The sequence below is a fragment of the Nitrosomonas sp. JL21 genome (genome assembly GCF_009833095.1).
Classification (GTDB): domain Bacteria; phylum Pseudomonadota; class Gammaproteobacteria; order Burkholderiales; family Nitrosomonadaceae; genus Nitrosomonas.
The window spans coordinates 119,068-141,943 of record NZ_QRCB01000009.1; the positions used below are offsets into that span (position 1 = coordinate 119,068).

Below are 22,876 nucleotides of genomic sequence, written 5' to 3' on the forward strand. Positions count from 1 at the left end.
ACGGACTAGTGCCAATATGACACAATTAAGCACATTCCATTCAAAAATATCGAAATAATTATGGCACAAGATAACGATAACCTCATCTGGGTCGACATGGAAATGACCGGACTCAATCCCGATACCGATCGTATTATTGAAGTAGCTTTGGTGATCACCGATGCCCAGTTGAATACCGTAGCGGAAGGACCCGTGCTGGTTGTGCATCAACCCGACGCAGTGCTCGAGGGGATGGATAAATGGAACAAATCGACGCACGCCAAGTCCGGGCTCATCGATAAAATAAAGGCTTCTCTCTTACATGAAGCTGAAGTCGAAGCCCAGATGATCGAATTTCTTAAACTGCATGTGCCACCCGGCGTCTCTCCAATGTGCGGCAATTCAATTTGCCAGGATCGCCGTTTCATGGTGCGATCGATGCCACAATTGGAAACTTATTTCCATTATCGCAATCTGGACGTCAGCACCCTGAAGGAACTGGTCAAGCGCTGGAAACCGGAAATAACTGCTGGTCTCAGTAAAGAAAGCAAGCATCAGGCGTTGGCTGATATTTACGATTCCATCAATGAATTGAAATACTATCGCCAGCATTTCATCACGGCCTGAGCTGCCATTAATGATGAAATTTACCAGTGTCACATGGAATAGCGAGCATCTCGATTTCCAGAACTTTACAGGCTATGATACCTCTAAAATTCGAAAGGAAATTTCATCTTTCATTCATCAATTATCACACTTAGGAGAAACACGATGCTGCCCAGAAAAAATTTATTGGTCATGACGATTGGAACGGCGCTAGTACTTGCTTTGAGCACAGCCTCGGCTTTTGCCGCGGATGCTCCCAAGGAAAATGGCCATCAACATCAAAACAAACAAAGCAGCGGACATGGGGATGGCAAATCCGATAACCATAGCGGCCATCAATGTGAACACATGATGTCATCGGTTGATCAAGACAAGGATGGCAAAATCAGCAAGGCAGAATTCATGAAACATCATGAAGCCTTATTCGATAAGAAAGACACCAACAAGGATGGCTTTCTGGATGATACCGAGATGCACCAAATGATGATGAAGCATATGCATAAGCATAAACATGATCATCAGAAAGAGAAAAGCGGCGACCATAGCCAAGGCAGTCAAAGCGATACCGAGCACAAGCATTAGGACGCTCACTCCGAACCCAAGACCAATTTACAATGAGCTCTAGCGATCGCTTAAAAATGAGCGGTCGCCAGAAAAGCTCAATTAATGCCTTAATCCAACGGGAGCCTTGGGCGGCGTTTTTTGCTCGATGGATTGTGGATCAAGAACCGCCACCGTCAGTGTGTCGTCATTGAAATATTTCTTTGCAACATCGCGAATCTGCTCAGTAGTAACCGCTTTCAGTTTTTCCAGAATGATGTCTATATCGCGGTATGATAAGCCGATACTTTCAATACGGCCAATCTGCATGGCCTGGGAAAATATCGAATCACGCTGATAGACATGGCCGGCAATCACTTGCGCCTTGACTCGCGCCAATTCCTCTTCGGTAACTCCATCCTTGATAATTTTTTCGATCTCGCCGCGCAAGGCCTTTTCCAGGTCTGCCACAGTCTTGCCTGCACTCGGCACCGCGCTGAGAAAGAACATACCCGGGCCACGTGACGTGGCTCCATATCCTGCACTGGCTGAATTAGCGATGTGATGTTCTCGCACCAATGATTTGTTCAACCTGGCAGAAGCATGGCCGTCCAGTATGCTCTCCAGCATTTCCAGCGCATATGGTTCCCAGTCGGTAGTTACATTCCGAATCGCCGGAACATGATAACCCATGATGAGATAGGGCAATTCAGCAGGCGCCTTGACAATGATCCGCTTGGTACCCACCTGTGGCGGTTCGACCTGGGGCTTGCGGGCATCAAGCTGCGGCAAAGTCCGTTTTTCGATAGCGCCATAATATTTTTGCGCCAACTGAAACACATCGTCCGCTTTCACATCTCCGACCACCACCAGAACAGCGTTATTCGGCGCATACCAGCGATCGTACCAGTCTTGCGCATCGTCAACGCGCATATTCTCGAGATCATTCATCCAGCCAATGATCGGATTCTTGTAAGGATGTGCCTGGAAAGCGATCGACATCATTTTTTCATATACCAAGGCGCGCGCCTGATCATCGGTGCGCAGCCTACGCTCTTCCATGACGACTTTGATTTCCTTGTCAAACTCTTCCTTGGTCAGCACCAAATTACGCATGCGATCCGATTCGAGCTCCATCGCCATCGGCAAATGCTGTTTATGCAGTTGCTGATAATAACCGGTGTAATCATAGCCGGTGAAGGCATTTTCACGACCGCCGGCGGCAGCGATCTTTTTTGAAAACTCACCGTTAGGGATTTTTTCAGTGCCTTTGAACATCATATGTTCCAGCACATGTGCAACACCGGTAACGCCATTGACTTCATCGATACTACCGACCCTGTACCAGATCTGCGAAACGACTACCGGCGAGCGATGATCCTCCTTCACGATCAGCTTGAGTCCATTGGTAAGTATATAAGCATGTGGATTGGCAAAGGCTGAACAGGAAACCAGCAAGCCGGATATCAATATCCATCTGATCAGTGAAAGAAAAATTGTACTAATGCGATAATCTGGTTTCATTTTTACTAACCCAAATACGAGTAAACAGAATAAAATTAAGCTTTGGAAGCCTAGAAATTTATTGCGCTCCGTCATGCTCCGTTGAAGCCAGTCTCAAAATACCCATTGATTTCTCGTAAAAAACTATGGGATTGAACCTGCTGCCGCTTGGCTTGACCATCGCGCTCTATCTTTTCAGAGCTTCCTGTGAGAATTTTCATGCATATTTGTAGAGCCTACCAGAATGTTTAGCTTTTTTAAATCCAATAAAAATCCCATTGATCCCGCCACTGACAGCGCGGATACCCCTCAACCAGAAGACATCACTCCAGAACCAGAATCCGATATCCAGGAAGACAAACCCATCAGCTTTGCCGCCAAGCTTAAAATGGGCCTTGCCCGCACCCGGCAAAACTTGGGTAAGCAATTGTCAAGTCTATTCGGCGGCGGCAAAATTGATGAAGCATTATACGAAGAGTTGGAAACCATCCTGCTGACATCCGATATCGGCGTAACCGCGACTCATGAAATTCTTGAAAATCTACGCAGGCAAGTCAAGCGCGACGCGCTCACCGACTCTACTCAATTGAAACAGGCGTTGAAGGAAGCATTGATGACTATGCTTGAGCCGTTGGCTCAGCCTCTGGATACCGCCACTCATAAACCTTTCGTGATCATGATAACAGGCGTGAATGGTGTCGGAAAAACAACCTCTATCGGGAAGTTAGCAAAGTACTTTCAATCTCAAGGAAAATCGGTACTGCTCGCGGCTGGCGATACCTTCCGAGCAGCGGCCCGGGAACAACTGATGGTGTGGGGTGAACGAAATAATGTCACGGTCATAGCACCGGATGGCGATCCGAATAAAAAAAGCGATCCCGCCGCAGTGATTTTTGATGCTGTCAATTCCGCCAAAGCCCGTGGAATCGACATCGTACTTGCGGATACCGCCGGACGGCTCACGACTCAACTGCATTTGATGGAAGAAATCAAGAAAGTCAGACGGGTGATCACCAAGGCCATGCCGGATGCGCCGCATGAAGTGTTATTGGTGCTCGATGCCAACACGGGCCAAAATGCAATTGCTCAGGTGAAAGCTTTTGATGCGGCATTGGATGTCACTGGTTTGATTTTGACCAAGCTGGACGGTACCGCTAAAGGAGGTGTAGTGGCCGCGATTGCCGGCCAATATCCACAAAATCCGCCGGCATTGCGTTTCATCGGCGTAGGAGAAGGTCTCGATGATTTGAGACCTTTCGATGCCAAAGAGTTTGTTGACGCAATGTTTGATTGATCAACATACCGGGTCTATATGATCATTTTCAAGAATGTCTCGAAACGCTATGCGGATGGTTTCGTCGCGCTGAATAACATTGACTTGGCTGTTGAAGCAGGTGAAATGATATTTTTGACAGGTCATTCAGGAGCCGGCAAAAGTACGCTGTTGAAGCTCATCGCCGCCATTGAGCGGCCGACTTCGGGCACGATCACGATCAGCGGCCAAAATATCGCTCAGCTCAAGCTGAGCGCCATTCCTTTTCTGCGCCGCAAGATTGGATTCATTTTCCAGGATCACAAGCTGTTATTTGATCGCAATGTGTTTGACAATGTATCGTTGCCACTGCAGATCAGCAATTTTGACAACAAGACAAGCGCCAGTCGTGTGCGCGCGGCGCTGGATAAAGTGGGTTTGCTAAAAAAGGAAAAGGCCATGCCCATCACATTATCAGGTGGAGAGCAGCAGCGATTATGCATCGCGCGCGCCATCGTGCATCGCCCCAATATTCTGATTGCGGACGAACCGACAGGAAATTTGGATGTTGAATATGCGCGGGAAATCATGGCCTTGTTCAACTCTTTCAATCAAGTTGGGGTAACGATAATGATTTCAACTCATGATGGCTCTTTACTGGAAGATACTCAGCATCGAATTCTCGTGCTGAATCAAGGAAAATTAGCCGCATGATCCGCGCCTGGATAGCGCAGCATGCCTTTGTACTTCTGCTCACGCTGAAACGACTTATTTCTACCCCAATGACCAGTCTGCTGAGCATTATCGTGATGGGCATCGCCTTGAGCTTGCCGACCGGTGTTTATATCCTCATGAAAAATATAGAATCAGCGACAGGACAAGCGATTAATTTGCCGCAGATGAGTCTGTTCCTGAAGCACAATCCGACGCCGCAAGACCTCTCAGGAATCCGACAGCGGTTAGAAGAAGAGCCTCATATCATACGTTTTCAATTTGTTTCCAAGGAAGCTGCCCTTTTTCAGTTACAGCAGAACAATGGATTGCCAGAAATCACGGCTCATCTATCCCAGAATCCGCTGCCAGATGCCTTTATTCTTCACACCCAGGCCAATTCGTCCGAATCATTGGAGCAATTACGCCAAGCCATGCAGGAATGGCCAGAGGTTGAACAGGTGCAGTTTGATTCTGTCTGGATCGAACGGCTGAATGAATTGCTGAAGTTGGGACGATTCATAGTGCTGATGCTGGCAATTCTTCTAAGTTCTGCAATTATTGCCATTATGTTCAATACTATACGGCTGCAAATCCTTACTCAACAAGACGAAATCGAAATCTCTAAATTGATAGGCGCTACAGATAGTTTCATCCGTCGACCGTTCCTTTATTTTGGTGCATTACAAGGCTTTGTCAGCGGAGTGGCGGCATGGATTTTTATTGCTTTTTTCATCGAAAGATTAAACGAAGAACTCATAGGGCTCGCTCGCCTGTATCAGACTGACATCCATTTACAGTATTTATCTATTGACGATAGCTTAAGCTTGTTATTCTTTTCCGCTTGGTTGGGCTGGTTGGGCGCTCGATTGTCCGTCGCCAACCATTTATGGAAAATTGAACCTCGATGAGAAACAACGATACCCCTCAGCGAAACTTTTCAAACGACTGGCACTCTCACAATCGGAGTGCTAGAATTGGCAAAAGGTGGGAGTGAGTGTACATACATCTGATGAGGAGATTATTGCAATGACGAATGCTTTAACCCTACCCTTGATGGGTGGAAGTTTGGAAAATTATATTCAGTCAATTAATTCTTTCCCCATTCTTACCCAAGAAGAAGAAAGGAGCTTGGCCCAGCGTTTATGGAATCATGGCGATATTGAAGCTGCACAACGTTTGATCTTGTCGCATTTACGATTTGTAGTTGCGATTGCACGCGGTTATAAAGGATATGGACTTCCGCAAGCCGACCTGATACAGGAAGGCAATATCGGCTTGATGAAAGCAGTCAAACGTTTTGATCCAGAACGAGGTGTGCGACTGGTGTCATTTGCTGTCCATTGGATCAAGGCAGAGATCCATGAATTTATCATGCGTAATTGGCGATTGGTTAAAATTGCAACTACCAAGCAACAGCGCAAATTGTTCTTCAATTTACGCAGCATGAAACAGGGGTTAGACACGATGAATCCTCAAGAAGTAAGCGCAATGGCAACACAGCTCGGTGTGAAAACTGAAGAAGTCATCGAAATGGAGAAACGTTTCAATGGATCGGATATTTCTTTGGAGCCTTCATCAGATGAAGACGATGAAGACACCTACAGCCCCATCAATTATCTTACTGATGGAGCCGAGCCCTCGCAAATCTTGGAAAAGGAGCAGATCACGGGGTTACGCGACCAAGGTCTACAGCAATCACTGGCAAGTCTCGATGATCGGAGCCGCCATATCATCGAATCACGTTGGTTAAGAGAAAATGATACGGCGACTTTGCATGATTTAGCTGATGAATTAGGCGTATCGGCAGAGCGTGTTCGTCAGATTGAAGCAAAAGCATTACAAAAAATGCGAAGCGTCATTACAGCTCACGCAGAATAACTCGAACTTGCGTTGCATCACAGTTCGAAAGAACAAAATTTTAGTTTTAACGGAGAGGTACCGAAGCGGTCACAACGGCGCTGACTCGAAATCAGTTGGTCAGGGTAACTTGGCACATGAGTTCGAATCCCATCCTCTCCGCCATCTATACACCAAACGTTGCCTAGCAACACCAAAAAACCTCAATAAAATAAATAATCTTACAGTAATTTAGCCAACTATTGGCAACCCTGAGTAAAGCGGGTAACATACTTGAAAGGCGGGTAAATTTAAGGGCAAGGAATTACCCGTAGTTTCATTACCCGTTTTATTGTTGTTTACCGGTATTCAGGGGGTTACGTGAAACTCACCGATTCAATCATTAAAGCTGCAAAGCCCAAGGATAAGCGCTACAACTTACCCGACGGTAAAGGACTGGCGCTATGGGTACAGCCTGACGGCCAGAAGTGCTGGCGCTTTCGTTATTACTTTAACGATAAAGAAAAGATGTTATCCCTGGGCTTCTATCCCGCCGTATCGCTGGCTGCAGCAAGACAAGAACATACCCGCTTCAAAGAATTGCTGGCACAAGATATCGACCCTTCCGACAATCGTAAGGAACAGAAACGGCAGCAGGCAATGGCGGCAACCAATAGCTTTGAATCGATAGCCCATCTTTGGTGGGATCACTGGAAGCATGATAAGACCGAACGCCATGCGGATTACACGATGCGACGCATGGAAGCAGACATATTCCCTGTTATTGGTGCAAAACCGATCAATGGGATTACAGCCGCGCAATTGATAGCGATGATCCGCAAGGTTGAGGCCCGTGGTGCATTGGATATTGCCAAGCGAGTATTGACGATGTGTGGACAGGTCATGCGCTATGCAGTGGCACATGGACTCGCTGAACGTAACCCAGCAGCAGATATCAAGCCTTCTGACGTATTAAAGCCTGCCAATAAAACAAATTACACCCGATTAAGTGAAAAGGAATTACCCGAGTTATTGCGGAAAATAGACGGGTACGAAGGTCAGCCACTTACCCGTTTTGCATTGCAATTGATGGCGCTAACGTTTGTGCGTACTGGTGAATTGATTGGCGCCCGATGGGATGAAATTGACCTGACCAAAAAGGAATGGCGCATACCGGCTGAACGCATGAAGATGAAAACACCGCATATCGTCCCCCTATCCGATCAGGCTATTGATATCTTAACGAAGATAAAGAACCTATCTGCTGACGATATCCTGCTGTTCCCAAGCGAGCGCAGAGACGGCAAATCGATGAGCAATAACACCATTCTTTATGCACTGTATCGGTTGGGTTATCACAGCCGCATGACAGGCCACGGTTTCAGGGGCATAGCGTCAACGATCCTTCATGAACGCGGCTATAACCATGACCACATTGAATTACAGCTAGCACATGCCCCACGCAATGCAGTATCAGCGGCTTATAACCATGCACTCTACCTTGAACCACGAACAAGGATGATGCAGAACTGGGCGGATTATTTGGAAGGGATAAAGGCAGGTGCGGCAGTATTGCCATTCAGGGCAGCATAACGAGTTTAAACCGCCGCCTGACGGTTTCAGGTAAAGAGCGGGGTTATCAAGTGTGCAGCACCTGAAGCCCCTAACCACAACACAAACTTAATAGGAGTTTGAATCATGGCTAATAAAGATTTTACCAGCAACAATGACATCAAAAAAGCACGCACGCACCGCAAGTCACGAATTAATCCAAAAGTCATAGCTAATATCATTCACTTATCCATTGAGTGGAGGAAAGAATCTGCGCGGAATCAGTGGAGCGATGCATTAAAAATATACCTTGCCACTCTTAATGATAATGACTTTAATATAGCTCAGCATGTAGTCAAATTCATAGCACAGAAACCATGCGCTATCGACACTTCATATTTATGTGAAGTCATCCCTTTCCCAGCAATTAAAAAATAGAAATTATTTTGATAAAACCACCCCTAGCCCGACGGGGCGAAAAGCGGAAACCTTCACTGCCTGGGGTGAACTTCATTATATTTTCTTTTGAATAAGCAGAAATATGAAAAAAATCAAAACCAAAGAATACTCAAGCGCAGGGACTTGGCTTAAAAGTCTTACTGATGAAGATAGGAAAAAAATCACGCGATTGTATGAAGATAATCTGCACCATATTAAAGCTAAAGATATTTTAAAAGATGCAATACATAAGGCAATTGATAACCCGGAAATGACGCCGGGGGTAAAAGAAATAGGTGAAATGTTTATTTATATGCTTCTTTCGTGCGGAGAATCTTTCGACTATACATTTGATGGAGCAGCTAAGGAAATTGTAGACATAGCAAGAGTCGAAATTCCCAGTGCGGGAGGTAAAGCACGAGCAGAAAATGATGAGAAAACCGATTATCTTAAAGAGATTGAAAAAGAAGCTAAAGCAAGAGCTGAGCAATTTAACAGATATGGTTATAAAGCTGATTTCGTTAGAGAAATGTTAAAGAAATATCCGAAATTAAAAGATGACAAAGCCATTAACACACGCTTAGGACAATTGGCAAAAAATGGAAAGATTGGGCGTTGGCAGAAAAAATAAACTTACCCTTCAGCTAGCAGACTCACCCGGCTGCTAGCTCATTCGTATCAAATCATTTAGTTCATGAATAGTATGCGGCTACCTTCAATAACAAAGGATAGCTACTATGACACAGAAGCAACAATTACCCACCCCGGACGCACTACCTGCCACCGGCAAAAGCCGGTTCAGTCAATTCAAGAAATTCATACCCATAAGCAAAGAGAAGTTCAGGCAGTTATCAAAAGAGGGGCGCGCGCCACAACCCGAGCGCATGGGAATCAGGTGCACCTTTTACGACAATCAAGAGCTTCATAGATGGCTTTCTGATCCGATCAACTATCGGGCGGGGGTGTAGTGATGCAGACACCAACAAAAAAGCCGCACCCGGCAGGGGTAACGGCTTATCAGAATTCACGCGTCAATTATAACATTCATAATCCACTGACTGAAGTCGAAAGCCGCTTAAATGGTGTAGTCAAACGCCAGAAAGGTGGATTACTGGCATTCTGTCCCAGCCACGATGACCGCAAAGGCCGCAGCTTGGCCGTATCGACTGGGCGTGAAGGTCAAGTGCTAATGCATTGCTTTGCTGGCTGTTCTATTCACGAAATAACGCAAGCAATCGATTTAAATCCTGCTGACCTATTCCCGCGCTCAGATAATCAAAACTACGATCCACAGACGCGCTCGTACTTTTCTGATTGGCAAACTCTTAGTGCATTACGGTATGACGCGCTTGTTGTGCTGAGTGCAGCCAGAACCATGCTTAGAGGTGAAAAGCTGGCTGAATCGGATGTCACCTTTCTATCCGGTGCAGTAATCCGGATTAATGAGGCCGCAAGTTACTCAAGAGGTGCACGCCATGAATAGTCTGGAAAATCAAGCTATGGAAATGCTTGGCGCCATCAACAATAAAAATATCATTCCTTCTAACGGCAGATATGCTGACTTGAATCTTAGTGCCGCGATTGATTCAAATCTGGCTTGGCCAGAACCGCAGCCACTATTAGCAAAACTACAGCCAGAGGCATACCCTGTAGAAGCTTTGCCGAATGGCATACGAGCTGCAGTGCAAGAGGTACATGGATTCGTTAAAGCCCCATTGCCGTTGGTTGCTTCTTCAGCATTGGGCGCTTTGTCCGTAGCAGGTCAAGCTTATGTTGACGTTGAACGAACCTCTAAATTAACTGGCCCGGTTAGTTTATTTCTCTTAACCATTGCCGATTCTGGCGAGCGTAAATCCACTTGTGACGGGTTTTTCACTAAAGCTTTACGGGATTATGAGCAAGAGCAGGCGGAAGTCATGAAGCCAGAAATAGAACGTTATCAGGCTGAAATGGATTCATGGAATGCTGAACGGGATGGCTTGTTGTCAGCGATTAAAGAAGCAGCCAAGAAAGACAAACCCACTAATCAATTAAAAGCCAATCTTGCTGAGCTTCAACAGGACAAACCTGAGCCGCCAAGAATACCCAGAATCTTACTGGGCGATGAAACACCCGAAAATCTAGCATGGCGACTGGCTAAGGAATGGCCTTCAGCGGGTATTGTATCGAGCGAAGCTGGTTCTGTTCTTGGTTCACATGGCATGGGTAAAGATTCAATCATGCGAAATCTTGCGTTATATAACACGCTTTGGGATGGCGGCACCCATTCAATAGGTCGAAGGACATCAGAATCATTCACGGTTAAAGGTGCGCGATTAACTACAGCGTTACAGATCCAAGAAGCTACCCTGCGTGAATTTAATGATAAATCCGGGAATCTGGCACGCGGCACAGGATATTTTGCGCGATTCATGATTGCTTGGCCCGAGTCAACACAGGGCACACGATTATTTACTGAGCCGCCAGAACACTGGCCAAACCTTGCAGCATTCAATAGTCGAATCAGTGAAATATTATCGACACCTGCCCCATTAAACGCTGAAGGATGTTTAGAGCCAGTTTTATTGAAGTTCACGCCAGAAGCAAAGGCACTATGGATTGAGTTTTATGACAGCATAGAGTCAATGCTATCCAGTGGCAAAGAACTGTATGACGTGCGTGACGTTGCCAGCAAATCAGCAGATAACGCAGCCCGGCTAGCAGCCCTATTCCATGTTTTCACATATGGTGTAAATGGATCAATAGGCACAGATAGCTTTGAAAGTGCAAGCAGTATTGTGGCATGGCACCTGAATGAATCTCGTCGTTTCTTTGGTGAATTAGCCTTACCGTCTGGAATGGCAGACGCGGTACGGCTGAACGATTGGTTAATTCAGCATTGCAAGCAAAACTGCACGCAATTTGTCGCAAAACGATTTGTGCAGCAGTACGGAACCGTGAGAGATGGAATGCGGCTTGATGCTGCCATCAATGAGCTTGAATCATTGGATCGCATTCAAATAAGGAAAGACAGGAAGAAAGTGTCAATCTGGCTAAATCGAAGGATCGTGAGCAAGGAGGTAGCATGACTTTACTGGAAATTATCCGCAAAAAGAAAGTTGCTACAGCTACAGACGCTACAGTTGCTACACATAATCTACAAAACAAGCCAACTGTAGCAAATGTAGCAAGTGTAGCCGTAGCAAATCCCAATAATGAAAAAATCAATCGAGATATTGAAAAGGTCAGATCGTGTCTTGTCCAGATTGGTGAACCTGAGGAAAATCATTATCTGATACTGAACAAGTGCAAACGTGACCCTGAAGCCTTGGTGTACTATCTCGGACTTGCAGAAGAAAGTAATCGAAAAAAACGACGCGCCAATGTATTGAAAATACTAAAAGATAATCCGAGCACACAACGTGCAATCCACCACGACACAGAAACTGATCCTGATAACGTGATTCTGACCATTGCCATTCGGGATCAATACACTTTTAAAATGTCGATACCGAAGCACAAGTACGATTCATTCACGGTACTCGAAATTATAAAAGAGGCTGCGGTTCAGTAAATAAAATTGAATCTTTGAATATCAGTTAGTTAATGTTAAGGAATGTTAAAAATGAATGAAAAACAGCAACAAGCAATTTTATTGATGGCAGAAGGCAAAATGTGTCAGGAAGTAGCTGAAGCGCTAGGAGTGACCCCTAAAACAATCAGTACATGGCGCGCTGATCCTGACTTTAAAGCTGCACTCAACCAACACCTGCACAACATTCAAGAAGCGCATTCAGAGATATTGCGTAATTTGCAAGGCTTGGCATTAAAAACCATTGAGGATTGCTTGAATGATCCAGAATTACCCGTAAAAGATAAGCTAGCGGCTGCGTTTAAAACTATTGAAATAGGAAAAACCACCATAGCACAGCCTGGCAGTACTGATGCCTACGAGATAAAGGCGCAAGAAAATCACAATCTGAAAGTTAATCGGCTTTTAGCTGGTGTTTAAAGACAAATGCAAAATAACTTCTTGATCGATTACCAATGATTGAAAAATAAAATTCATCAGAATCACTCACACCCAATCATCTATCAATGGCCTAGGTACCCCCCATCTGGGCTTTTTGGCTTCTCTGAACCTAAATCTCAGGTACTTAGATACTGCACAGAGGGCAATAGTGGCTAGTGCTCAGGATTGAGCGCAAGCGCAGCCAGCATACAGGCCTGAGAAAGCCGGTAACGTTACCGGGTTATCGACAGTAGCAGATCGTGCTGCTAAATCTGGCGCAAGCTGCAGCAATGCTTAATGTGTCAACTGATTCAGTTCAGTTTGCAAAGAAAGTGCTTGAACGTGCGTTTTCACACAGAAAAATATTTGGAAATACTCCACCATTATTGCGAAGTTGCCGCTCCTTTGGCCAGTGTGTCTCCCTCCCAGCGCACTGGTTTTTCTTATGCGCTATTCAAAGTCAATTCGAGCGCAGAAATATTTTTGATTTGATCGGACTAGATGGATGCTTAAAGTTAAACCACCGAGAGCTAAAAAAAGGGGGTACTTTTCAAAAAACGGGTAAAATTACGGGTAAATTAAAAAACATAAAAATGTAGATCTTCATATTTATTAGCTTTCATGGAATAATATGAACCCCATCCTCCCGCCAGATGTATTTTAAAATCAGTTAGTTAGGACAATTTTTACAAGTTGTCCCTCATAAAAACCCGCATTAAAATATTCGTATTTAAAGATTCTTTATTAGTATTTAATAATAAGTTTACTCTTTACCCAAATTATTAAAACCCGCCTGCAAGTTCACAATGGTTTCGATTTTGTAGCACAGCATGTCATGGCTGCATTTGTTCATGTTGGAAGCTTTTTAATAAAACAGGGTATCAGGGTATCACGGGGACATAATTCTCAACCTTTTATTTATTCCTATTTCATTTTTATTCTCTATTTTTCTTTTTTTAAAGTCTTTACTTTTCTAATACCCCTTCTACCCCCTTTAAAGGAAAGAGTAATAATAATAAGGAGTTAGACGGGGTACTAAGAATTATCCTAATACCCCCACTGATATTTCAGATTGTTTAAAATCAATAACTTATTGATACACCCTACTATACAAATCAATTAGTTACAAATTACCGATTATCTTACAACGTAATCTCATAGTCCCAACCCAACAAACAAAATAACTCAATGATTATAAATGAGAATGGCCCGTGTTTCGGGCCATGATGAGTATTACTTAATGCGTTTAAACGGGGCAATTTCTCTAAACTTGTGCGGACATCAACAAGGCTCTGAAGTGTTTGGTCAGGCGGTGGACTGATCTATACTCTATGTGTTACTAATAGTAATAATTTATGTAGAAGTTAATTAAATTAAATCATAATGTTGTGACATAGAATATCCTATAAATTTTATTGAAAGAATAATTGCTTTCATACAATTGCCGAATCCAGCTATTCAAAAAACTATGAATCAATTATTTTCTAAAAAATAAAAATGTACGAATCATTGCCACCTACCCCTTGTAGAGGGTTGTTTTTTAGTTCAGTAATAATCATATTCTCTATGGGTCAAGTTATATCATTGATATTTGCCTATTTCTTTGCATTCGAAATAAGTGCCGCTATGAGAGAACATGGTAATTTAGTCGATATTGAAACAAATAGGCGCTTTACCTTAGTACATTTGGTTATGATTTTATTAATTAGTACATTTGAAAGCGTAACGGCACTTGCGGGTCTTTATGGAATTTGGCACTGGAAAAAATGGGGAGTCTATATAGTTGTATTTATGGGAGTTTATTACATTATCTTTGCATTAATAGACGGTGCCTCACCAAATGAATTAAGATTAGGGTTAGGATTGATGGATTACACTAGTAGCTATTTTTTTACTTTAGGGCCATATAGAATAGATTTGCCGCCTGGAATACTAGGCTACATTTTGCTAGTGTATGGAGTTTATAGAGCTATAAAGAGAAGGTGGGAATGGTTTCAATAAAATTACTTAGCAAATTTTGAAAAAAAAAGGCTTTGACGCTTTCTCGTCGTTATATTTCTTAGGGCGTGCCATCTTTCAATTAAAACACCCTACAGCCCCATTATTCCTGCCTACGCTACCCTCTGCCCTTAATATCAAAAAATAAGCTTTCCCATGAGGTTTTAAATGAGCCGCGTTTTGCCATACGAGCACTGAAACCAGCAGCTCCAAGTTTTTGGCTGCGGTATTTGCGGCGCTTGCGTTTTGGAGCTTCAGTGCTGGGCTGTTCTTTATCATCTGGCTTACACATTTCTCATTAACCCTTGAGCCCGACCAATTGCTAAGAGCGCGTCATCACGTGAAAATCCGTTGCGTTTAAACGTGGCTGCGCAAGCTTCTAAATCTGTTGCTGATGGCTCGGCCCCTAATCCTGTCAGCCATGCGATAGCATAGAGGGTTTTTGGGCATTTGGGCTTGCTTCGCCAATCTTCTATTATTTGGCTGCCTGCATAGTAATACGTGGCCCACGTCAAGCAAACAAGGCCACGGCCTAGGCGCGGGATCCCTTCCTGTTACTGGAATTGATTAATAAAGGTGCTATCCAGTGACGAGGAAAAAGGCAGCAAAACAATCAGAAGTTGTTGAAGGCGAATTGATACCGGCTGAACCCACCTCCCGTCAAATCAAACTGGTAACCGTCATGGATTGCAAGCGGGAAATGGCCAGAGTCTATAGAGATTCACGCCAAGGCAGAATAGATATTCAAGACGGCACGCGGCTAGTTTACATGCTGGCACAGGTAGGAAAATTAATTGAAGTAAGTGAGCTTGAAAAACGAATTGAAGCACTTGAGAAGGAACAACATGAAAGCACTTAGGAAAAGAATTGACGCTATTGAACAACGAAGCCGCCCAAGCCCATATCCTGAAGGCTGGCCGGTATTGGTGTCTGATGAATACACTGACGAGCAAATTGAAGCGCTTAAGATTGAAATCGGGCGGGTTGATATTTATCGAGAGAATGACCCGGCATGGGTAGAAATGTTTATAGGATGAACCAGTGGATAAAGACAAAATGAAGAAATCTTTTCTTAATCGTATCGAAGCAATTGAATCACGGCGGATAAATAGACAGGTCAATGAGCCGATTACCTTTTTTGACGAAGAATGCGGCATGACAATGCAGGTCATTGGAAATGGGCTTGTTGTGCCGTTACCGATCGACGATGAGAAAGAATGAGAAGCAATGGCAACAAATTATTATGCGTAAAAATATCAAAACAAGAATCGAAGCACTAGAGGATAAAGTAACTTTTCGAAAGGGGGCCAACGCCGGGCCTAGTTTATATTTCCGGATTGCCTGATAGCAAAACTTTTGAAGAGGCCAAGGCAGAGTATAAGGAAAGGCATGGTTTCGATCTGCCAAATAATGCGCCAGTTCTCAAAATAGTTGCATACGATGGACGTAGACTTGGAACGTAAGAAGCGTAAAAAATAGAGGATTAAGTTAAAGTGAAAAATTTTGAAGCACGAATCGCCAAACTTGAAACAAAGCATTCAAACCAGCTACTTGATGCTTTCTATGAGCTGGCGTGCAAGCTGGCCATAGAACAAAAATTACCAAAGCCTGACAAACCGAAAGATTTGCCCATAGCCCTTAAACGATTGGCCGATTACTTGCCTGACTAATGGCGATTTAATACGCGGTGCAGCGTGCAATGGTGGCTAGTAGGTTGGCTAAACTTGAGGTCGGCACAAATCAGCATGTGGAAATTTCCACACCCTCTCAAGCAAAAGCTGCAGAAATGCTGAATGTGTCTCGTGAATCGGTAATATCTGCCCGTAAAGTCATAGATCAAGGCTCAGTAGAGCTTATTAAAAAAGTTGACGCTGGAAAAATAGCCGTAAGCACTACCGCAAAAAAACAGAATTGCTAAAAGAAGGGAGTCGCTTGTGTTTAAGTACCTGGTCATTGAAATTCTACTCAAGAAGCCGATATAAGTTTTTTAAGCAGAATTTTGTATAATCCGCGATCAAAGCCGGTTGTGTTGACTAACATTGAAAAGAGCAAGTACTATGCAAATTAGCATAAATTAACCCATAAATATAATTAACTAGCTATGTCTACACAAGCAAAAGAAGTGCTTGAAAAATACTGGGATAAGGAAATACCGATAGATCTCATAAAGTTAGCCACTGCATTGGGCGCTGAGGTAAAAGCTGATCCAAATTTGGCTACAAGCGGAGAATTTAACTGCACTAATGATGGCCCTTTAATTCAGTACAATAATACGGAATCAAAGGTGCGTCAGAGGTTCACTATAGCTCATGAAATTGGACATTACGTTCTTGGGCATGGCGGTGCATATAGAGATAGCCCTAATGAATTTTCTTTAGCTAATCATGATCCCTTGGAAATTGCGGCCAATCGATTTGCTGCAGAATTGTTAATGCCTGAAGAGGTACTGAGTCTTTTGATTTTCAAGAAAGGTATAAAAAGATATAGCTGAGCTTTCAAATAAGTTGTAAGTTTCTCAGATTGCTATGCAATATCGTTTAAAAAATCTTGGATTGATAAGTTGAAAGAATTGGTCGACATACTGAGGAAGTCTGTTGACAACAAAAATAATTAAAATAGGCATAAGATTTTTTAAAAACACAGGGGTACTTTTCAAAAAACGGGTAAATTAAAAAAACACAAAAATGTAGATCCTCATGTTTATTAGCTTTCATGGAATAATATGAACCCCATCCTCACAAAAAGCCCTTATTCATCATAAAAATATTAACTTAAAAAATCAAACCACCCGGGTTCAGGAGTTTACAATAGAGTGAGCAAATATCTTTCTCAAATGATGAGTTATCAACAATTAAGAATATGACTCATATCCTCTCGATAATTTCATCAGTATCATTCCACGAGCGGCTATTTGACTAAAGAAATACCGTTACGTATATTGAAGTACCGTCATTCATTGAAATTATTTCTCTGTGCAACAATGGATGGAACATAATGTAGCGAATATTATTCCTGCATGCATGTACACTGCCCAGCATGCGAGTAATTCAGCGACAGCTCACTATCCTTACCGAACTTTTTTTACCTGATGCGACAGTCTAACGGACATATTCCTGCCGGCAGGATCAACCAACCGCTGGTTAGCGTCGTGATTCCTGCCTATAATCATGAGCGATATATTGGTGCGGCAGTCGACAGTGTGCTGCAGCAAACCCTATCCGATCTTGAACTGATCGTCATCGATGACGGTTCAACCGATAAAACGGGGGAGATTGTCAGAGCCTATGACGATCCAAGACTTTATTATCATTATCAAGAAAATCAGGATGCCTATAACGCGCTCAACAAAGGCTTATCACTCACCAACGGCAAATATATCGCTATTCTTAATTCGGATGACGTATTTTCGTTAAACCGCCTGGAGCGTCTGGCGAATTTTTCTCAAGAAAAGGGCGCAGCCTGTATTTTCACCGATGTGGTGCCGATCTCTGCTGACGGTGCGGAATTGACTGATCCCCATTTCATCTGGAATGTCTGGCATCAGAAAAATCGTAACTGGTACTTCAATTGCAAGGATCTCTATCGAGGTTTTCTAAAAGGTAATTTTATGGTCAGCACCTCCAACCTATTCATGACAGCAGAAGCGATGAAAACGGTTGGCAATTTTAGCTCGCTCAGGTATTTACATGATTATGATTATATTTTCCGAATGATACTGGCATTCCCACAGGGCGTTCACTATCTGGATCATGAAAAGCTGCTGTATTACCGCATCCATTCCGCCAATACCTTGAGCGAAGCCGCTGTCATCGGCAGAGTACAGGATCAGAAATTAATTACTCAATACATGATGGCGAGAATTCCGGACAGTTACCGCGACGATGTCCGCACGGGAGCTGAGCGATTGATCGAATTAGGAAATGAGCTCCATGATGTCAAAAAAGCGCTTGAACCACAGAAAGCTCAAGGCGTTCGTCCAGCGTTGAGAGAATTGCTCAGAAGCCTGAAGAACTGGATTGCTCGTAAATGTTGATCTCCTCGCCAGTTGAAGTGAGCTCCATACTATGAAGCATTCGACGTATTATTCGCTGGCATCGCTGATCAAAGCCGGTAAAAAAAGAGCTAGAAAAAAAGAGATCATTTCTTTTGATCTTTTCGACACGCTGCTCATTCGCCGAATTCATGATCCCGACCTGGTGAAATTGCCGGTCGCGCGATATATCTCTGATCTTGCCAAGCAGCAAAACATTCATAAAGGATGGCAGAGTATCCAAAAAATGCGCGATGCCATCGAACGCGAACACCGGCAAGAGACTGCAAAAAATTTTGAAGATCATGAAGCCTGCTATCCCTTATTCATGCAGGAGCTGCTTCAAAAGGTGTTCGGATCCGCTTTTGATGAATCGCTGCTGCAAAAAGTCACGAATTATGAACTGGCGATGGAAAATTCCATGCTGGTTCCGAGACAGGCGCTGGTCGACTGGATGAAAGAGCTTTCTCTGGCGGATAAGCGGATTTTTGTCATTTCCGATATTTATCTGCCGTCGAGTCATTTGCAAAAACTGCTGCAATATGCGGGTTTGGATCAGCATATCGAACAGGTTGTCTCATCTGCGGATACTTTTTTGGCCAAAGCTTCCGGAAAAGCCTATGCGTTGCTGGCACAAAAATTTTCACTGCCTTATGAAAGCTGGCTGCATATCGGTGACAATCCAATCGCAGATGGGGTTCGAGCTGCAGAGGCCGGGATCGATGCGCTAATCATTCATGACCCTCGTGAAGACCAGCGCAAAGCCATCATAAAACGTTATTTTCATTATAGTGATCTCAAGCCGTTTTGGCGCGGCAGAGCATTGCAACAGTTAATGGCGCCACTGGAAGGAGAAAACCAGTCTGCCTCGGCACTCTACGCAGAAGGTTATAATTTTATCGGCCCTTTGATTGGGATGTTCCTGCAGCAAATCAGGAGGATCTGCCGTGAAAAATCAATTACCAAGATTTTTTTTCTGTCGCGAGAAGGATGGATTTTCAAGCAATATTGGGAAAAAACCCTGGCGACGCTTTATCCTGCTGGCGATCTTCCGCAAACGGAATACCTGTATGTCAGCAGAATAGCGCTGGCTGGCGCATCATGCGCATATCAGGGATTAACTCAAATCAATGCCGACATCGCACTTGTACCCGCAGGCAATCGCGATTTTCGCGATATCTGCCGAATCTTCAGCCTGTGCCCGGAAAAATTTACTTCGCATCTAGCTGCTTACGATTTAAAGGTGGATACCTGCCTGAGTCCGGCACATGAAGGGTTTCGAGCTGAACACAGAGAAAATTTGAATGCTTTGCTGAAAGATAAAAATTTCCAAGATGAAGTAAAAAGCCAAACTAGAGAGGCAAATGAGGCGATGCAACGCTATTTCACCGAAGCCGGCCTGTTTGAGCATGCCAACGTCGCTATCGTCGATATTGGCTGGATCGGCACTATTCAGCGGTTTCTGTTCGAAGCCATTGCCCACCGGGAAGATTGTCCTAATTGCTATGGCATGCTTTTTGGAGCAACCCGTACGATTGCATACCCGGAAACGAGTAAAAACCTCATTCAAGGCATCATGTTCGATCGGCGAAGCTTTGACCTGGCAGGAAGCACCCTGCTGTATGCACAGGATGTGTTCGAAGAGGCCTGCCGCGCTCCGCATCCGACGCTAATGGGCTATGCGTTGACCGACGATGGGTACACGCTGGTGTTCCGCCAGACCGATGACGATAGCGGTCTGGCGGAACAAGAACAGGATCTGTATTTCGCTCCGTTGCAGCAAGGGATATTGGATTCTGCTGAGCGGTTTGCCGCCGCTGCAGCCTTGTTGAATTTCACATTCGAAGATTGGAAACCTTGGATCAATTACCTCTTCTTAAGCAAACTCGCTTTTCCGCGCGCTACCGAGGTCGCCAATATTAAACACCGTCACCATCTCGATGATTTTCACGGCAACAACAAACCGTCTGCAAACCTTGGTAAGGATTTCATGCCCTTGTGGAGTCAAACGCAATCGCAACTCAGATACAATCCATTTTTGCGGTTGCGGTATTTTCTGAGTCATTTACGCAGGAAAATCAATGAATGAGTAAAGTACTTAAAAAAAACTATGATTTACAGGGACTCGAAATTTTTCGCGTCGTCAAAATAGCATTGATAAGCAAAATTCTGCCCATTGGAAATTTCGCCACCGGTCCTGGCGTTCGATTTCTGATCATTCTCAGTCTATTGCATCACTTCGGGTATCCGATCTACCTATTGCTCGCTCGTTTCGGGCAGCGCGTCAATATACTGCGCCAGATCAGTGCTCGGCTGCGCCCATGATATTTATCGCCCGAACCCACAAAAAAACACAACAAATGAACGACCGGTAATTCATTGTTTATTTGTTATGCACTGACTAAATGTGGCACACTTCGGGATAAACAAACTCATTATCGGTAAAATACATTCGTGTCCCCGTATGAACTCTTCATTGGTCTGCGTTATACGCGCGCCAAAAAACGCAATCATTTCATCTCTTTTATTTCGCTCATTTCACTTCTTGGCATCACGTTGGGCATGACCGCGCTCATTACCGTAATGTCGGTGATGAACGGTTTTCAGAAAGAAGTACGCGCCCGGATTCTAGGAGTCGCCTCGCATGTCCAGATTACCAGCATGCACGGTAAACTGAGCAATTGGCAACAGACTATTGAAGAAGCCAGCAAGCACAGCGCCGTTGAGGCTGCCGCTCCCTATGTCAGCGCGCAAGGCATGCTGTCGCACAATCAGGTTGTGCAGGGCGTGCTGGTGCGCGGCATTTTGCCCGATAGGGAAGATCAGGTCGCCAATTTTGCCAAGACCATGGTGAGCGGCCAGCTTGATCACCTGGTGCCGGGAGAATTCGGTATCGTGATCGGCATGGAATTGGCGCGCACGCTGGGAGCGTTCACCGGCGACAAGATCACCTTGATTTCACCGCAAGGCCAAGTTACGCCTGCTGGTGTCCTGCCACGCCTGAAGCAATTCACCGTGGTCGGGATTTTTGAAATCGGCCATTTCGAATATGATTCCGGCCTGGTGTTGATCCATATGGCGGATGCACAAAAACTATATCGCATGGACAACGATGAAGTATCCGGTGTGCGCTTGAAATTGCATGACTTGTTTGCCGCACCGCAAGTTGTTAGTGAATTGCCGGCACTGCTGACCACCGATAGTTTCATCAGCGACTGGACTAAGCAGCATGCCAATTATTTTCGTGCCATTCAGATTGAAAAGCGCATGCTGTCTCTGATTCTGGCATTGATCATCGCGGTCGCGGCGTTCAATATCGTCTCCACCCTGGTCATGGCGGTTACCGATAAGCAATCGGATATCGCGATTCTAAGGACGCTTGGCGCCAGCCCGCGCAGCATCATGAAGATTTTTATCGTGCAAGGAACCTTCATCGGCGTCTTCGGCACGATCCTCGGCGTTGCAGGCGGTATGCTGCTGGCCTATAACGTCGGAGAAGTGGTGGCCTTCATCGAGTGGTTGCTGAATGTTCAATTCCTGTCGCGCGAAGTATATTACATCAGCAAGATCCCAACCGATCCACAAATGACGGATATTTCCACCGTCGCGATCACCTCGTTTATTCTGACTCTGCTGGCCACCCTCTATCCCAGCTATCGCGCCTCCAAGGTCAATCCGGCCGAGGCTTTGCGCTATGAATGATGCCGTTCTTGCCTGCCGGGGCTTATTCAAGCAATTTTCACAGGGGGATGTGGTTGTACCGGTATTGAAAGGCGTCGATCTCACACTGAGCAAAGGCGAAATGGTTGCGATCGTGGGCACCTCCGGCTCGGGAAAAAGCACGTTGCTGCATGTACTCGGCGGGCTTGATGCGCCAACTCGCGGAGAAATCGACATTCTCGGCCAAGACATCGCCCGCATCAATGAGGAAGAACGATGCCGCTTACGCAATAGCTCGCTGGGATTCATCTATCAATTCCATCACCTGCTGCCGGAATTCAGCGCCTTGGAAAATGTCGCGATGCCGCTGCTGATTCGCCGCATGCCCCCCCGAGAAGCGTATGACCGCGCAGCGGATATCTTGCAGCAAGTGGGTTTGAGCCACCGCCTGACCCACACGCCAGGCGAATTGTCCGGCGGCGAACGCCAGCGCGCTGCCGTTGCCCGCGCATTGGTCACGCAGCCAGCGTGTATTCTGGCCGATGAACCAACCGGCAATCTCGACCGACACACCGCCGAAGCAGTCTTCGACCTGATGCTGGAACTGAACCATAAAGTCAACGCCAGTCTGATCATTGTCACTCATGATTCACGATTGGCTAATCGTGCGCAACGGGTCAAGCAATTGATGGATGGAACTCTGCGTGATATCTCCAATGCATGATCCTCATGCCGGCAATTTTGTGCAAATAACCTTTATGTTCATTGATTTGATGTG

Annotated in this window: 29 protein-coding genes and 1 tRNA gene; 28 read left to right on the top strand and 2 right to left on the bottom strand. The window is 44.9% G+C overall.

The window, feature by feature from the left end:
* Positions 1 to 60 precede the first annotated feature (60 nt).
* Both orn and ABF87_RS04190 read left to right on the top strand, forming a co-directional pair.
* On the top strand, positions 61 to 606 hold the full coding sequence (gene orn, locus ABF87_RS04185) for an oligoribonuclease (protein ID WP_160827874.1): 546 nt from the start codon (positions 61 to 63) through the stop codon (positions 604 to 606).
* A gap of 144 nt (positions 607 to 750) precedes the next feature.
* On the top strand, positions 751 to 1,167 hold the full coding sequence (locus ABF87_RS04190; protein WP_160827875.1) for an EF-hand domain-containing protein: 417 nt from the start codon (positions 751 to 753) through the stop codon (positions 1,165 to 1,167).
* An 81-nt stretch (positions 1,168 to 1,248) separates the two neighbouring features.
* Here the strand turns inward: ABF87_RS04190 and ABF87_RS04195 are convergent, their stop codons facing one another.
* Positions 1,249 to 2,649, bottom strand: coding sequence for a pitrilysin family protein (locus ABF87_RS04195; protein WP_160827876.1), 1,401 nt, complete (start codon positions 2,647 to 2,649; stop codon positions 1,249 to 1,251).
* 223 nt (positions 2,650 to 2,872) lie between these two features.
* Here ABF87_RS04195 and ftsY point away from each other — a divergent pair, with 223 nt between their 5' ends.
* The 15 genes from ftsY (at position 2,873) to ABF87_RS04270 (ending at position 14,411) form a co-directional block, all read left to right on the top strand.
* Positions 2,873 to 3,922 (top strand): signal recognition particle-docking protein FtsY, encoded by a 1,050-nt coding sequence (gene ftsY, locus ABF87_RS04200; protein WP_160827877.1) that lies wholly within the window; start codon positions 2,873 to 2,875, stop codon positions 3,920 to 3,922.
* Between the two features lie 18 nt (positions 3,923 to 3,940).
* Complete coding sequence (ftsE, locus tag ABF87_RS04205; protein WP_160827878.1) at positions 3,941 to 4,594, top strand: cell division ATP-binding protein FtsE; 654 nt, start codon at positions 3,941 to 3,943, stop codon at positions 4,592 to 4,594.
* Complete coding sequence (gene ftsX / locus ABF87_RS04210) at positions 4,591 to 5,502, top strand: permease-like cell division protein FtsX (protein ID WP_160827879.1); 912 nt, start codon at positions 4,591 to 4,593, stop codon at positions 5,500 to 5,502. The genes ftsE and ftsX overlap by 4 nt, the downstream gene beginning before the upstream one ends.
* A gap of 118 nt (positions 5,503 to 5,620) precedes the next feature.
* A complete protein-coding gene (gene rpoH / locus ABF87_RS04215) occupies positions 5,621 to 6,472 on the top strand; it encodes an RNA polymerase sigma factor RpoH (RefSeq protein ID WP_160827880.1) in 852 nt (283 codons plus the stop codon).
* 51 nt (positions 6,473 to 6,523) lie between these two features.
* A tRNA-Ser gene (locus ABF87_RS04220) sits at positions 6,524 to 6,616 on the top strand.
* 195 nt (positions 6,617 to 6,811) lie between these two features.
* A complete protein-coding gene (locus ABF87_RS15395) occupies positions 6,812 to 8,023 on the top strand; it encodes an integrase arm-type DNA-binding domain-containing protein (protein WP_160827881.1) in 1,212 nt (403 codons plus the stop codon).
* Positions 8,024 to 8,128: 105 nt separating this feature from the next.
* Entirely contained in the window at positions 8,129 to 8,419 is a 291-nt protein-coding gene (locus ABF87_RS04230) for a hypothetical protein (RefSeq protein WP_160827882.1), read from the top strand.
* 103 nt (positions 8,420 to 8,522) lie between these two features.
* On the top strand, positions 8,523 to 9,050 hold the full coding sequence (locus ABF87_RS04235) for a hypothetical protein (RefSeq protein WP_160827883.1): 528 nt from the start codon (positions 8,523 to 8,525) through the stop codon (positions 9,048 to 9,050).
* 106 nt (positions 9,051 to 9,156) lie between these two features.
* Positions 9,157 to 9,387: a transcriptional regulator gene (locus ABF87_RS04240; RefSeq protein ID WP_160827884.1), complete on the top strand. Its 231-nt coding sequence runs from the start codon at positions 9,157 to 9,159 to the stop codon at positions 9,385 to 9,387.
* Positions 9,388 to 9,389: 2 nt separating this feature from the next.
* On the top strand, positions 9,390 to 9,902 hold the full coding sequence (locus ABF87_RS04245) for a hypothetical protein (RefSeq protein ID WP_160827885.1): 513 nt from the start codon (positions 9,390 to 9,392) through the stop codon (positions 9,900 to 9,902).
* Positions 9,895 to 11,487 (top strand): YfjI family protein, encoded by a 1,593-nt coding sequence (locus ABF87_RS04250; RefSeq protein ID WP_160827886.1) that lies wholly within the window; start codon positions 9,895 to 9,897, stop codon positions 11,485 to 11,487. Before ABF87_RS04245 ends, ABF87_RS04250 begins: the two co-directional genes overlap by 8 nt.
* The gene (locus ABF87_RS04255) at positions 11,484 to 11,972 is read left to right on the top strand and encodes a hypothetical protein (protein WP_160827887.1); all 489 of its coding nucleotides are present in this window, start codon (positions 11,484 to 11,486) and stop codon (positions 11,970 to 11,972) included. Before ABF87_RS04250 ends, ABF87_RS04255 begins: the two co-directional genes overlap by 4 nt.
* A 51-nt stretch (positions 11,973 to 12,023) precedes the next feature.
* Positions 12,024 to 12,410 carry a helix-turn-helix domain-containing protein gene (locus ABF87_RS04260; protein ID WP_160827888.1) on the top strand — a complete coding sequence of 129 codons (387 nt, stop codon included), beginning with the start codon at positions 12,024 to 12,026 and terminating at the stop codon, positions 12,408 to 12,410.
* A gap of 260 nt (positions 12,411 to 12,670) precedes the next feature.
* Positions 12,671 to 13,009 carry a hypothetical protein gene (locus ABF87_RS04265; RefSeq protein WP_160827889.1) on the top strand — a complete coding sequence of 113 codons (339 nt, stop codon included), beginning with the start codon at positions 12,671 to 12,673 and terminating at the stop codon, positions 13,007 to 13,009.
* A 967-nt stretch (positions 13,010 to 13,976) separates the two neighbouring features.
* Positions 13,977 to 14,411: a hypothetical protein gene (locus ABF87_RS04270; RefSeq protein WP_160827890.1), complete on the top strand. Its 435-nt coding sequence runs from the start codon at positions 13,977 to 13,979 to the stop codon at positions 14,409 to 14,411.
* A gap of 115 nt (positions 14,412 to 14,526) precedes the next feature.
* Here the strand turns inward: ABF87_RS04270 and ABF87_RS04275 are convergent, their stop codons facing one another.
* A complete protein-coding gene (locus tag ABF87_RS04275; RefSeq protein WP_160827891.1) occupies positions 14,527 to 14,700 on the bottom strand; it encodes a hypothetical protein in 174 nt (57 codons plus the stop codon).
* Positions 14,701 to 14,994: 294 nt separating this feature from the next.
* On the opposite strand from ABF87_RS04275, the gene ABF87_RS04280 reads away from it, so the two are divergent.
* The 11 genes from ABF87_RS04280 to lolD all read left to right on the top strand — a co-directional run bounded on the left by ABF87_RS04280 (position 14,995) and on the right by lolD (position 22,822).
* A complete protein-coding gene (locus tag ABF87_RS04280; RefSeq protein WP_160827892.1) occupies positions 14,995 to 15,267 on the top strand; it encodes a hypothetical protein in 273 nt (90 codons plus the stop codon).
* Positions 15,254 to 15,445 (top strand): hypothetical protein, encoded by a 192-nt coding sequence (locus ABF87_RS04285; RefSeq protein WP_160827893.1) that lies wholly within the window; start codon positions 15,254 to 15,256, stop codon positions 15,443 to 15,445. The genes ABF87_RS04280 and ABF87_RS04285 overlap by 14 nt, the downstream gene beginning before the upstream one ends.
* A gap of 4 nt (positions 15,446 to 15,449) precedes the next feature.
* The gene (locus ABF87_RS04290; protein WP_160827894.1) at positions 15,450 to 15,629 is read left to right on the top strand and encodes a hypothetical protein; all 180 of its coding nucleotides are present in this window, start codon (positions 15,450 to 15,452) and stop codon (positions 15,627 to 15,629) included.
* Positions 15,630 to 15,901: 272 nt separating this feature from the next.
* On the top strand, positions 15,902 to 16,078 hold the full coding sequence (locus ABF87_RS14650) for a hypothetical protein (RefSeq protein ID WP_193567992.1): 177 nt from the start codon (positions 15,902 to 15,904) through the stop codon (positions 16,076 to 16,078).
* Positions 16,079 to 16,122: 44 nt separating this feature from the next.
* Complete coding sequence (locus ABF87_RS04295) at positions 16,123 to 16,326, top strand: hypothetical protein (RefSeq protein ID WP_160827895.1); 204 nt, start codon at positions 16,123 to 16,125, stop codon at positions 16,324 to 16,326.
* A gap of 183 nt (positions 16,327 to 16,509) precedes the next feature.
* On the top strand, positions 16,510 to 16,899 hold the full coding sequence (locus ABF87_RS04300) for an ImmA/IrrE family metallo-endopeptidase (protein WP_205012657.1): 390 nt from the start codon (positions 16,510 to 16,512) through the stop codon (positions 16,897 to 16,899).
* A gap of 597 nt (positions 16,900 to 17,496) precedes the next feature.
* Complete coding sequence (locus ABF87_RS04305; protein WP_160827896.1) at positions 17,497 to 18,441, top strand: glycosyltransferase; 945 nt, start codon at positions 17,497 to 17,499, stop codon at positions 18,439 to 18,441.
* Positions 18,442 to 18,472: 31 nt separating this feature from the next.
* A complete protein-coding gene (locus ABF87_RS04310) occupies positions 18,473 to 20,527 on the top strand; it encodes an HAD hydrolase-like protein (RefSeq protein WP_160827897.1) in 2,055 nt (684 codons plus the stop codon).
* Entirely contained in the window at positions 20,524 to 20,763 is a 240-nt protein-coding gene (locus ABF87_RS04315) for a hypothetical protein (RefSeq protein WP_160827898.1), read from the top strand. The genes ABF87_RS04310 and ABF87_RS04315 overlap by 4 nt, the downstream gene beginning before the upstream one ends.
* 129 nt (positions 20,764 to 20,892) lie before the next feature.
* Entirely contained in the window at positions 20,893 to 22,140 is a 1,248-nt protein-coding gene (locus ABF87_RS04320) for a lipoprotein-releasing ABC transporter permease subunit (RefSeq protein ID WP_160827899.1), read from the top strand.
* The gene (gene lolD, locus ABF87_RS04325; protein WP_160827900.1) at positions 22,133 to 22,822 is read left to right on the top strand and encodes a lipoprotein-releasing ABC transporter ATP-binding protein LolD; all 690 of its coding nucleotides are present in this window, start codon (positions 22,133 to 22,135) and stop codon (positions 22,820 to 22,822) included. Before ABF87_RS04320 ends, lolD begins: the two co-directional genes overlap by 8 nt.
* Positions 22,823 to 22,876 lie beyond the last annotated feature (54 nt).